The following is a 12107-nucleotide window of genomic DNA, read 5'->3' as shown; positions in this document are numbered from 1 at the left end:
ATGACCGCAGCCCAAACCGCCGTCTCGGCCGCCACCGTCGTCAACCTGCCCGCCGCCGAGCAGCAGAAAGCTCTGCGCGACTCGCGCCCGCTGCGCCTGATTACCTGCGGCAGCGTCGATGACGGCAAGTCGACCCTGATCGGCCGCCTGCTCTGGGACACCAAGGCGGTCAAGGAAGACCAGGCCGCCACCCTGCAGCGCGATTCCACCGGCAAGCAGAACGATCTCGGCCTGCCCGATTTCGCGCTGCTGCTCGACGGCCTGCAGGCCGAACGCGAACAGGGCATCACCATCGATGTCGCCTATCGCTACTTCTCGACCGACAAGCGCTCCTTCATCGTCGCCGATACGCCCGGCCATGAACAGTATACCCGCAACATGGCGACCGGCGCCTCAACCGCCGATCTCGCCATCCTGCTGGTCGATGCGCGTTTCGGCATTCTCGAGCAGACGCGCCGCCACGCGACGATCGCCTCGCTGCTCGGGATCAAGCAGTTCGTGCTCGCCGTCAACAAGATCGATCTGACGGGCTACGACCGCGCCGGCTTCGACAAGATCAGCCACGAGTTCCGGGAATTTGCCCTGTCGCTCGGCGTCAAGCAGATCACCGCCATTCCGATGTCTGCGCTGAAGGGCGAAAACGTCGTCTATCCCGGCCAGGCCGCGATGCCCTGGTATACCGGCCCGACGCTGGTGGAGACGCTGGAGCTTGCGACCGTGCGCTCGTCGCAGACGGTCGGCTTCCGTCTTTCCGTGCAGCGCGTCTCGCGTCCCGGCGAAAGCTTCCGCGGCTATCAGGGCACGGTTGCCGGCGGCTCGGTCAAACCAGGCGACAGCGTCATGATCCTGCCGTCGGGCATGGTCGCCAACGTCTCCAAGATCGTCACCTTCGATCTCGTGCGCAATGCCGCCGTTGCCGGCGACGCGATCACGCTGGTGCTCGACCGCCAGGTGGATGTGGCGCGCGGCGACATGATCGTCTCGATCGACGCCCAGCCGCAGGTCGGCCTTGCCTTCGACGCGCAGATCGTCGCACTCCAGCCCGAGGGCATCGAGCCCGGCAAGCGCTACTGGCTGAAGAGCGGCAGCCGCCGCCAGCGTGTGCAGGTGCAGCCGCTCAGCCAGCTGGAGCTGAAGACCGGCAGCTGGAACGCCGCCCAGCGGCTCTACATGAACGCCATCGGCAAGGTCCGGCTCGTCTTCGACGAAGCGGCGATCTTCGATCCTTATGAGCAGAACCGGCTTTCCGGTTCCTTCATCCTGATCGATCCGGAGACCAACAATACGGTCGCCGGCGGCATGGTGACCGGCAAGCGCACCGAACTCGGCGGCCTCCACAATGGCGAAGCCCGCGTCATCCTCTCGCTTCCGGCCGATCTTGCCGAGCAGATCATGGCAAGCGAACTCTTCGCCAGCCGCAGCCATGAGGCCGAGGTACGGCGCATGACGGCAGCCGAAGCAGCCGATCTCTGGTCGAGCGCCGCAAGCGATATCTGATGAGGGATAGGGGCCAGCAAGACTGGCCCCTTACCGAGGCCGAATCCTCTGGCTGCGGCTGGCGGACTCCCTGCCGAACGGCGAAGAACCGATCAGAACCTGAGACTTTGCGATAGAGGCTTCCCCAGCTCAATTTTCTGTGTCGGCCTCTGCGGCCGCTAAAAAATTCAGAGTTTGCAGAAAACGGACTTTTCCAATTCACGATTCGCTGTTTTCCGCTTGCCCGCGGGCCAATGTGGGGCCATTCTTAAATCGGATCCAGGCGGTGCGGTAAGACGAGAGGTCAGGCCTTGCAGCGCTCAATCTCGACCTCGATGCACTAACTCGGCGCCTTTTCTCGACTGATCCCCGAGCGAGGAGGTTGTCCAATGTCCACGAGCCATGTCGACCATCCGCTACAACCGGGCGACCGGGTCCCGAACGTTGTGTTTGATGCGATCTCGAGCGAGGGGAAGATCGCACTTGATGATTTTCGTGGCCGCAGCCCATTGCTGATCGGTTTGTTTCGGGGCCTGCATTGCCCGTTCTGCCGGCGCCATGTCGCGGCCATGGCATATCTCAACCCGATGCTGCGTGAGAAAGGCGTCCAATCCCTGGCGGTGGTAAACACCCCGGTCGAACGCGCGCGGCTCTATTTCCGCTACCATCCGATACCCGATCTTCTTGCCGCTTCCGACCCGATAAGGGCTTCGCACCAAGCCTTCGGCCTACGCGAGGTCGGGATCGACACGGTCATGGCAATACGGATCGATCTGCCGGGCGAGTTGCCCGAGCCTATGAGCGTGATGGCAATGGACGAATTCATCAACGAGAAGGAAGGATATCAAATTACGGAAGCCGATCAGCAGATGATGACTGCCGACCACGGGCAGCTTGTCGGTCAGTTCCTCATCGACCGGGAGGGCATCGTACGCTGGAGCTTCACTGAAGTCCTGGAGGCTGGGCTCCAGACATTCAAGGCACTGAATTCCCAGGAATTGATGTCGGCAGCTTCCCAAGTCGTGCATTGACAACGATCTGGAGCTGAAGACCGGCAGCTGGAACGCCGCCCAGCGGCTCTACATGAACGCCATCGGCAAAGTCCGGCTCGTCTTCGACGAAGCGGCGATCATCGACCCCTATGAGCAGAACCGCAATTACGGCTCCTTCATCCTGATCGACCCGGAGACCAACACACGGTCGCCGGCATCTCTTCCGGGGTAATGGGTGGTGCCCTGCGCCGTTCGCTTCAAGCGTTGGAAACGCCCGGTTCCATCAAGGCGTCATGGCACGAATCGCCGATGCTCACAGGTTTGGACCGGCAGTTTTCCCGTTGTTCGACTTATCCACGTCGATGACCTTCCTCACCTTCTGCGATAACTCTTCGAGCGTCGCCATCACTCGGTTGACCTGCGACAGCGCGGCGGCCGGATCGTATCTTGTGACGAGATATTCCCTGTTGGAGGACAGCGTCGCCAAGTGTTCCTCCGTTCGCTTTCGGAAGATTAAGCCCGCTTCCTTCGCCCATCGCGATCGCTTGCCAATGTCGTGGTGAAGGCCGCGGATCATCTTAGGGTCACGCCCTTTGGCGAGCAGAAACGCATTCAGGTAGAGCTCGATCGAGTGGAGGGCCAGAAACCGGCGCGGAGCGTGCGACAGCGATTTGCCCCGAGGAGAGCATTCCCCAAGCAAAGTCGCGGCCGTTCGGTAATGCGATGCCAGTTCCAGAATATCGTGAGCGCTTGCTTCATGCCCAGGGTATACTGCATCCAAGACAAGAACCTCCCATTGGTTCCAACGTATGGATGCAGATTGGCAGGATGCAGATCGGAGTCAATATCGCCAAAAGGGGTTAGGCCGGGCTGTCTGAGCGAGTTAAATAGGTCTGGACACTTTTCAAGAAAACCTAATGATTTCGCGTTATCATCTGGTGTCCAGGCACACCGTAACCTATTGATAAAACGACGTATGTGCTCCGGCAGTATGACGGTGACTGCTCAGCACCCGCCCCCGTCCTTCGAGGCTTCGGCCCTTGGCCTCCGCACCTCGGGATGAGGGCTGATCGGTCCCGTGAGACCGTAAGAGGGCAGCCATCGCTTCTGGCGCTTTGCGACCCAGCCAACTGACCTGACTATTTCCCGAGAGCGGTTTTCAGCGCATCGACGACGACGCGGACGGAGGGGACGTCTTTGATGTCAGAATGGACAACCAGCCAGACCTCTCGAGTCAAAGCCTGTTCGTTCTCAATGCGCTGGAGACCGCTGGACTCCGGGACGGCGAAATCGGGTAGCATGACGACACCGGCGCCAAGTCTTGCGGTTGCGGCCTGAAACTCCAGAACGGACGACCTCACAGCGATCGGCCGGCCGGCGGCCAGTTCGATCAGCCGCAACTGTTGCGGCGAGGCGTTCATGGTTTCGTCGTAACCGATGAAGGTCCAGTCCGACGGTGGAACCGTTTCGAGATAGGTCTTTGCTGCGTAGAGATGGAAGCTTGTCTCGCCGAGCTTGACGATGGCGTAATCGCCGTCCTCGGGACGCGACATGCGCACGGCGATATCCGCCTCTCGTCGGTTCAGGGACGCCAGGCGCTTTTCTCCGACGAGCGTGATCTGAACACCCGGATGGTCTCGCCTGACGGCCGCGATCGGCTTTGCCAGGAGCACGCTTGAGAGAGCGGGAGGCGCGCTGATCCTCACATGGCCATGCAATTCCGTGGCGCTGCTGCGACCAAGCTGCTCGATTGCCGCAGTCTGTACCGCGACAAGAGCTGCGTGCCTGGCGACCTGCTCTCCGTCCGAGGTCAAAATGATGCGCCGCCCGCGGCGGTCTACGAGCTTGCGCCCCAGGCTGGCTTCCAGCGACGAAACCCGCCGACTGATCGTGGCATGTTCGACGCCGAGCTGCTTTGCGGCGCCAAGCAACGTTCCCGACTGCGCGAGCGCCAGGAAATGCCGAAGGTCGTCCCAATCGATCCTTGTGAATTCTCTCCCAATCATTGTGAAACAATAGGGAATTTTCACACATCAGGCCACCGGATAATTTGTGCCCATGAAGGAGCACGAGATGACTGACCAAATCATATGGCTGGACGCCCCCGGTGACGTCACCCAGTTCCGCGTTGAGCATCACCGTTGTCAGCCTCCCGGTGATGGCGAGATAACGATCCGTCATCAGGCGATCGGAACCAACTTTCTCGACGTCTATCACCGCAAGGGCATCTACCCCATGCCCTCCTACCCCGCGGTGATCGGTGCCGAGGCGGCAGGCATCGTCGACGATGTCGGTCCTGGCGTCTCCATCTTCCAAAAAGGTGACCGCGTTGCCTATGCAGGGCCTCCGGTTGGCGCCTATCGCTCTACCAGGAATATTGCTGCTGAAAGGGCGATAAAACTTCCTGATGCCGTTTCAGCGAAAACGGCAGCGAGTTCGCTGCTCAAAGGCATGACCGCCTACATGCTGTTGAAAAAGACCTACAATGTGCGCGCAGGCACTCAGGTTCTGATCCATGCGGCTGCGGGTGGGCTTGGGAGCGTCCTCGTTCGCTGGGCGAGATCGCTCGATGCCACCGTGATCGGGACGGTCAGCTCTTCGGAAAAGGCCGCACTCGCCGCATCTTATGGGGCCGATCACCTTATTGTTGGACGAGGCGCCGATATCGTCGCCGAGGTGAAGCGGCTCACGAACGGACTCGGGGTCGACGTCGCCTATGACGGGATCGGCGGCGACACACTTCTCAAAAGCATACGCTCTGTCCGGCCATTCGGCATGGCCGTCACCATCGGTCAGGCGGCCGGAGCTATTCCACCGGTACCTGTCGAGGAACTTCGTCCGGGCAAGGCGCTCTGCCATCCGAGCATCATGGCCTGGTGCACCGACGTCGGACAATATCGCGAGGCGGCTCTGGCTGCCGTCGGGGCGATGGAAACAGGGATCGTTTCGCAGATCGGTGCTGAGTATTGTTTGGCCGATGTTGCCAAGGCCCACGAAGAGATGGAATCGGGACGCTCGGCGGGCAGTATTCTGCTGATACCTTGATTGCTCAGAGAAAGAGCGCCGGCAGAGTCTATGGATCGCTGTCGGCGCTTCCGTCCTCGGGGCGGGTTTCGACGACGCTTGGACGGCACCATTTATCCATAAAATGGCATTATGTTATGTATTTCAGATATCTACAGCCATAGAACCTGTTGAGATAGGGTGCCCGCCATTGAGGTGGGCTCTCGGCACAGGCCGACCGCCCTCCCGCAAAATGACGCCTTGCACCGCAGTCGGCGTCAAATGACAGGGAAAGGTTTGAAGCTCTATGTCCGCACATGAAAAGCCACTTATCGCGATTGCCGGCGCAACGAGCAAACAGGGGCGCAGCGTCGCCGCGACACTCCTTCAGAGCCAGCGTTTCCGGGTGCGTGCTTTGACCCGGACGAAGGATTCGCCCGAAGCGTTACGTCTGGAAGAAGGCGGCGCCGAGATCGTAGCCGTCCCTCTCGAACTTGGCCGTCAAAAGAACCTCGTCGCTGCCTTCCAAGGCGCCGATGGCGCATTTCTGATGACGCCGCCGATCGCCCCGCCAGCAACCATCGAGGCCGCTCTCGGCCGGCAACTGGCGGATGCCGCCGTCGAGGCCGGCGTCGGGCATATTGTTTTCAGCACGCTTGAGGATGTCGACAAGATCACCGGTGGGACGAAGTATGCGCCGCATTTTACCGACAAAGCGCGCGTCGCAGATTATATTCGCAGCCTGCCGATCTCTCATTCCTTCGTCATGCTGGCATTCTTTTACACGAATCTTCTCGAATATTACGTGCCGCGCATGGAGGGCGATACGCTGCTCCTGCCGGTTTATCTGCCTGAAGATTTCCGAGCGCCCTTTGTCGATCCGCTGACGGCGACCGGGCCGGTCGTCCTCGAAATTTTCTCAAACCCCGAGCGCTATAACGGCAAAACGCTGCCGATCGTTGGCGACATCATTTCTCCGCGCGAGATGGTCGAAACCTTTCAGCGCGTGACCGGCCTCAAGGCCGAATATCGAAACGCTTTCACCCGGGATGGCCTGCTGCACTATTTTCCAGAGTTTGCGGCCAACGAACTTCTCGTTCGAGAGCTTCTGGGAATGGTCGAATATGCTGTCGAATATGGCTATTTCGGCAAGGCGCACGACCTCGATTGGAGCCGTCGCCTGAACCCCGACACGCTCAACTGGGAACAATATCTCAGGACGACGGGGTGGCGTGGCGATAAGCGATTCTTCGGACTTTGAGGCATGTCGCGCAAAACTGTGCAGCGGTTTTGCGATAACGATATCTTTAAAAACAAAGACTTACGATGGCCTGATTCCCGGCAATTTGGAAATCTCGGCGACAAGAAAGTCGACGAGAAGCCGAACGCGGGCAATGGCTGCACGCTCCGGAACGATCAGCAAGCTTACCGGAACCGGCAAAGGACGATAGTCGCCAAGCACGACCTCGAGCCGGCCGTCATCCAGAAGATCGTGGACCAGCCAGAGATGTGTAGGACCGATGCCGCGTCCGGCGGCAAGGGCTTCGCGCGCCGCAAGCCCGTGATCGACGCGCAGCTTTCCACTGACCGGGATTATCAGGCTCGTGCCATCGGGAGAGGAAAGAACGACCCGATCGCTCCCCGCCACATTGGACATCACGACGGTTTCGTAGCGTGACAGATCGGCAGGGTGCTGCGGCCGTCCGTGAACGGACAAATAAGTCGGAGCGCCCACCAGCAGCCGATGGCTTTCTCCGAGCGCATGAAGTTTCATCGCGCTGTCCGCGAGAGGTCCAAGACGAAGTGCCACGTCAACACCTTCGCGAACCAGGTCGATGCGCTCGTCCGTCAGGTTGAGGTCGACTCTGATGTCCGGATGCTTGTCCTGGAATTCAAAGATGAGGCGCGTGACGTGCATCACACCGAGCGCAGCCGTACAAGAAAGTCGAACAGCACCGGCAGGCGCCTGACGGGCATCTCTCGCTTCTTCAGCGGCCTGTTCGACCAGGCGCAGTATCTGAAGGCAGTTCGCATAATAGCGACTACCTTCGTCCGTAAGGGTCACGCGACGCGTGGTTCGGCTGAGAAGCGGGACGCCAACAGCCTCCTCAAGTTCATTGAGGTGTCGCGTCACGGTGGATTGACCGATACCTAGCTCTCTTGCGACCATCGACAGGTTGCCGCGTTCGGCGACGCGGACAAATGTGCGCATTCTGTCGAGAGACAGTCCTGTGTTATCCATTTTTCAGCACAGTGATCATCATTCCATCCGTATAGGGAATAATCTGATCTGTGCCTAGTTCGCGCCTACGACAGGTCCGTCGCATTTCATTCGGCAGATCGGACCGGCTTAGCGCGTCGAGCCGCGCGGGATGATCGAGAAGCCGCAGTTGACCTTGTCTTCGCCTGGCGGTTCGTCGCGGATGGCGCGCAGCAGCATGTCGGCGACGCGATAGCCGATATCGTAACGCGGTAAGTGCACCGTCGTCAGCGTCGGCTCGGTGAAGGAAGAGAATTCCAAATCGTTGAAACCGCAGATGCCGACATCCTCCGGCACGCGGATACCGCGCGCTTTGCATTCGATGAGGACGCCAAGCGCCAGTTCGTCGCTCTGGGCAAAGGCGGCATCAATATCGGGCACGCGCTGCAACAGCCGGGAAAACAACTCCCTGCCGAGGCCGATGCGGCTTGCCGCATCCCCGCCGATGACGAGATCCGGGTTGAAACGCCCGGCTTCCCGCATCGCAGCCTCATAACCCTGTATGCGGCGGCGCGAGCGGACATCCCCGCCGCGGCCGATGAAGCCGATCCTTTCATAGCCCCTCGACAACAGGAAGCGGGTGGGTTCGGCGCCGGCGGCATGATGATCGAGGCCGACGACCAGCTTTTCCGGCTCCTGGCTGAGATCGGTGATATGGGCGATCGGACAGGCAGCATTGCCGATCAGCGGCAGAAGATCACTATAGGATTCGGCGCCGGCAATGATCACCCCGGCCGGCTTCTGTGTCAGGAAGGATTTCAGCAGGCCGGCCTCGCCCTTGGCATGGTGCAGCGTACTGGAATATTGAACGGTGAACTCGGCGTCGCGGAAGCGAGTCTCGATACCGATCATCAGGTCGGCGAAGCCGTATTGGTGCAAAGCGGGCGTGATGACGCCGACGACGCCGTTATGGCGGCCGGCGAGCGCGCGAGCGGCGAGATTGGGGATATAACCCATCTCGCTCACCGTACGCAGGATGGTCTCGCGCAGATCCTCCGAGACGATTTCAGGATTGCGAAGCGCGCGCGAAATGGTGATGGGGCTGACCCCCACCTTTTTCGCCACATCGCTCAACTTCACATGCGCGCCGCGCCTGGCCTTCCGCCCCGGCCCCACTGACTTGCCCATCATCCCTCATATGCTGCACGCGAGACTCACCTGCCTTCGATTCGCGATTTTCACTTTCTGAAGAAGAAATAATTTAGAGTCTACTAACATTTTGTATGAGCAACAGGTTCCGGGGAAACAACGTCCAGAAACAGCAGCAGGATTGTCCGTCGGCAAATTACGGGCATCTGCGGCGATCGGATCACCACTCCCTGGAATAAGTCCATTTATTTTCGAATGAAAATGTCGCGGAGGATACTCGGGCGCGGCAAAACCGGCCGGAATTTCCGGAAGCGTCAGCCAGCCCGAAAGCATCGGAGCGAAGATTAAATCCCCGTCATATCTTACAAATCGGCAATATAAACATGATCAATATTTAATTTGTAAATCCGCTGGCCGCGATCATATGAATCCCGAGCGCGAATTCTTCCATTCGCCCGGTCGCCGTCCCCCCGACGACTGCGCTGCGATGAAAGCAATTGGCGCCAAACGCCATCCGACGCCAGGTCCCAGGACATGGAACCACGACGCCATCCAAAACCAACGCTCTCGCAAGGGACCACCGTCCAAGGGATCACCGCCATGTCACCTATCCTCCACAAACATCGCACCGCAGCTCTTGTCGGGGCCGCCATCATCGCCGGCGCCGCATGCCTGCCCTTTACGATCAATTCGTCCAGCGCCTTTGCCGCGCCTTCGGATGCCGGCGGCGTTCTCGCCCCCAGCGGTTCCTTCGCCTCCATCGTCGATGCCGACAAGCCTGCCGTCGTCACCATCACCACGACAATGAAGGCGACCAATGTCAGCGCCGATCAGCAGGAGTCGCCGATGGACGAGCAGTTCCGTCAGTTCTTCGAGGATCAGGGCATCCCGCTGCCGCGCCAGGCGCCGAAAAACCGGCCCTCGCAGCAGGCGATGGCGCTCGGCTCGGGCTTCATCATCAGCCCCGACGGCGTGATCGTCACCAACAACCATGTCATCGACAATGCCGTCGACATCAAGGTGACGCTCGATGACGGCACGGAACTGCCGGCCAAGCTGATCGGCACCGACCCGAAATCCGATGTCGCCGTGTTGAAGATAGAGGCGGGCAAGCCGCTGCAGACCATTGCCTGGGGTGATTCCGACAGGTTGAAGCTCGGCGACCAGATCCTGGCGATCGGCAACCCCTTCGGCATCGGCACGACGGTGACGGCGGGCATCGTCTCGGCGCGTGGCCGCGACCTGCACAGCGGGCCTTATGACGATTTCATCCAGATCGACGCGCCGATCAACCACGGCAACTCAGGCGGGCCGCTGGTCGACCGCAGCGGCAATGTCGTCGGCATCAATACCGCCATCTATTCGCCGAACGGCGGCAGCGTCGGCGTCGGCTTCGCCATTCCTTCCGACGAGGCCAAGGCAATCGTCGCCAAGCTGCAGAAGGACGGCTCAATCGATCACGGCTATCTCGGCGTGCAGATCCAGCCGGTCACCAAGGATGTCGCCGATGCCGTCGGCCTCGATAAGGCAGGCGGCGCGCTGGTTGCCGCCGTCACCGCCGATACGCCCGCAGCACGTGCGGGCGTGAAGCCCGGCGATATCGTCACTTCGGTCGGCAGCGAGACCGTCAAGACCCCGAAGGACCTGTCGCGGCTGGTGGCCGACCTTTCGCCGGGCGCCAAGGAAGCCCTCAGCATCTGGCGCGACGGCAAGACGATCAATCTCGACGTCACCGTCGGCACCAATGAGGCCGGCCAGAAACAAGCCGCAGCCGAAAGCCCCGACACTCAAGGCCAGAGCAGCGGCCAGCCGAGCCTCGGCATCGGCCTTGCCGACCTCACGCCCGACGTGCGCCAGAAGCTCAACCTGCCGCGCTCGATCAGCGGCGCGGTGGTCGCCAACGTCAACCCGGACAAATCGGCCGCCGCCGCCGGCATTCAGTCCGGCGATGTCATCGTCTCGGTGAACGACAGACCGGTCCACAATGCCCGCGACGTCAAGACCGCGATTGCGGAGGCCGGCAAATCAGGCCGCAAATCGGTGCTGCTGCTCGTCGAACGCGACGGCAACAAAACCTTTGTCGCCGTGCCCTTTACCGCGGCCTAAGATGGCCGCGACGGCAACAAGACCTTCGTCGCCGTGCCGTTTGGGGCTGCGTGAGGTCGCCTGAGCTGTGCCATGAAATGAGAAGCCTGCCTGGAGCGGGCTTTTCGACGGACCGGCAGCCCGCTCCGTTCCATTTCCGCTCAGGGAGATTTCAGCTTCGTCGCCTTGGCGCGAATGCGGGATTTGCCTTTTTGGCGGTTTGCCTCTTGCTGCTTGATCGCATCGGATTGGCTGCGTTGCGCGGCCTCCAATTGCTGCCGCGTCGGCAGATCATGCTCGTAAGTGGGAGCGCTGAATGCCGTCGCGTTGTCGAAGGGACCTTTATGCGTGCGGGCCACGCCATAGGCCTGGTCATCAGGGCTATCAATCCCCTGCTCCGCCGACGGTGACCGGGCGTGACGGGCCTGGCTTATCAGATCGTCGGCAGTCGGGCTGACCGATGCGCTTTTGCGCACGGCGGTGATCTTGCGTTTCCCGATCCCGTCCCTTTGATCGGCGTGATTGCGAGGCATGTCTTCTTCCTTGTTCGTCATGTCATCGCGACGATCGACCGGGCTAGCCGGGGGACGTCGCTGCAAGATCCGTTCAGGGGATCTCGAACACGCGTTCAGGCAGTCTGGTCTTGGGAAAACGGTAGCCCAATGGCCGTAGCGATGCGGTCGTGGGCCCAGGCGCCGTATAGCGCGCGATCCGATAGGCTTTCGTCGGGGCGCCGCCGTCATCCTGCCATCTTGCAAAAGAGCCATCCTCCATCGCCTGAGGAAGCGGACCGGAACTCAGCTGCGTTGCCAGATACATTTTCAGAGCCGATTTCAGCGCGGCCTCATCGACGATGCCCGTCTGGAAACAATGAATGAGAAAACTCGTCGCGCTGATCTCAGCATCATCGGCCGCGTAAGTTTCGCCGCCGCGAAAGCCGGCCTTTCGCAGAATGCGATCGAGCATCCTCAAATTGTCGATATCGAAGAATTGATCAGATGTGGAAGACATGGCGTCCTCCTTCGTTGGGGCTAGGGTTTACTGGCGCTAGTATTCACTGGCGCGCCCCAAGCAGCGGTGCCCGTATCGTGCCCGCCGATGGATCAGCTTGCGCTCTTTGCCACCTGACCGCAACCTCATTCGCCAATAGCCATTGATGTAGCCATTGATAAAGCCGTGGCGGAACCCATTTTAGATAGAGG

The 12107-nt window shown here is 60.4% G+C and carries 11 protein-coding genes and 1 pseudogene; 6 read left to right on the top strand and 6 right to left on the bottom strand.

Annotated features, from left to right (window positions below; all coding sequences use genetic code 11):
• The 3 genes and pseudogenes from cysN to NE851_RS15885 form a co-directional block, all read left to right on the top strand.
• Complete coding sequence (gene cysN / locus NE851_RS15895) at positions 1–1497, top strand: sulfate adenylyltransferase subunit CysN (protein WP_168333899.1); 1497 nt, start codon at positions 1–3, stop codon at positions 1495–1497.
• 368 nt (positions 1498–1865) lie between these two features.
• On the top strand, positions 1866–2507 hold the full coding sequence (locus NE851_RS15890; protein WP_063476602.1) for a peroxiredoxin-like family protein: 642 nt from the start codon (positions 1866–1868) through the stop codon (positions 2505–2507).
• Positions 2508–2514: 7 nt separating this feature from the next.
• A pseudogene (locus NE851_RS15885) lies at positions 2515–2670 on the top strand (elongation factor 1-alpha C-terminal domain-related protein); the annotation flags it as partial.
• A gap of 111 nt (positions 2671–2781) precedes the next feature.
• Here NE851_RS15885 and NE851_RS15880 read toward each other — a convergent pair.
• Entirely contained in the window at positions 2782–3249 is a 468-nt protein-coding gene (locus tag NE851_RS15880) for a HEPN domain-containing protein (RefSeq protein WP_168333900.1), read from the bottom strand.
• Positions 3250–3607: 358 nt separating this feature from the next.
• On the bottom strand, positions 3608–4474 hold the full coding sequence (locus tag NE851_RS15875) for a LysR family transcriptional regulator (RefSeq protein WP_063476600.1): 867 nt from the start codon (positions 4472–4474) through the stop codon (positions 3608–3610).
• A gap of 67 nt (positions 4475–4541) precedes the next feature.
• Between NE851_RS15875 and NE851_RS15870 the strand changes: the two genes are divergently transcribed.
• Both NE851_RS15870 and NE851_RS15865 read left to right on the top strand, forming a co-directional pair.
• Complete coding sequence (locus tag NE851_RS15870) at positions 4542–5513, top strand: quinone oxidoreductase family protein (protein WP_168333926.1); 972 nt, start codon at positions 4542–4544, stop codon at positions 5511–5513.
• Between the two features lie 265 nt (positions 5514–5778).
• On the top strand, positions 5779–6732 hold the full coding sequence (locus tag NE851_RS15865) for an NmrA/HSCARG family protein (RefSeq protein ID WP_168333902.1): 954 nt from the start codon (positions 5779–5781) through the stop codon (positions 6730–6732).
• 60 nt (positions 6733–6792) lie between these two features.
• Here the strand turns inward: NE851_RS15865 and NE851_RS15860 are convergent, their stop codons facing one another.
• Positions 6793–7713: a LysR family transcriptional regulator gene (locus NE851_RS15860; RefSeq protein ID WP_097595776.1), complete on the bottom strand. Its 921-nt coding sequence runs from the start codon at positions 7711–7713 to the stop codon at positions 6793–6795.
• 108 nt (positions 7714–7821) lie between these two features.
• On the bottom strand, positions 7822–8859 hold the full coding sequence (locus tag NE851_RS15855) for a LacI family DNA-binding transcriptional regulator (protein ID WP_048338313.1): 1038 nt from the start codon (positions 8857–8859) through the stop codon (positions 7822–7824).
• Positions 8860–9420: 561 nt separating this feature from the next.
• Between NE851_RS15855 and NE851_RS15850 the strand changes: the two genes are divergently transcribed.
• Complete coding sequence (locus tag NE851_RS15850; protein ID WP_168333903.1) at positions 9421–10926, top strand: DegQ family serine endoprotease; 1506 nt, start codon at positions 9421–9423, stop codon at positions 10924–10926.
• Positions 10927–11066: 140 nt separating this feature from the next.
• Here the strand turns inward: NE851_RS15850 and NE851_RS15845 are convergent, their stop codons facing one another.
• Entirely contained in the window at positions 11067–11459 is a 393-nt protein-coding gene (locus NE851_RS15845; RefSeq protein WP_097630590.1) for a hypothetical protein, read from the bottom strand.
• 52 nt (positions 11460–11511) lie between these two features.
• Positions 11512–11916: a hypothetical protein gene (locus NE851_RS15840; RefSeq protein ID WP_028757658.1), complete on the bottom strand. Its 405-nt coding sequence runs from the start codon at positions 11914–11916 to the stop codon at positions 11512–11514.
• Between the last annotated feature and the right edge of the window lie 191 nt (positions 11917–12107).

Source organism: Rhizobium anhuiense bv. trifolii, assembly GCF_024346605.1.
Classification (GTDB): Bacteria; Pseudomonadota; Alphaproteobacteria; order Rhizobiales; family Rhizobiaceae; genus Rhizobium; species Rhizobium anhuiense.
Note: the sequence above shows the minus strand (reverse complement) of the source record. Positions and strands in the feature narration are given on the sequence as shown.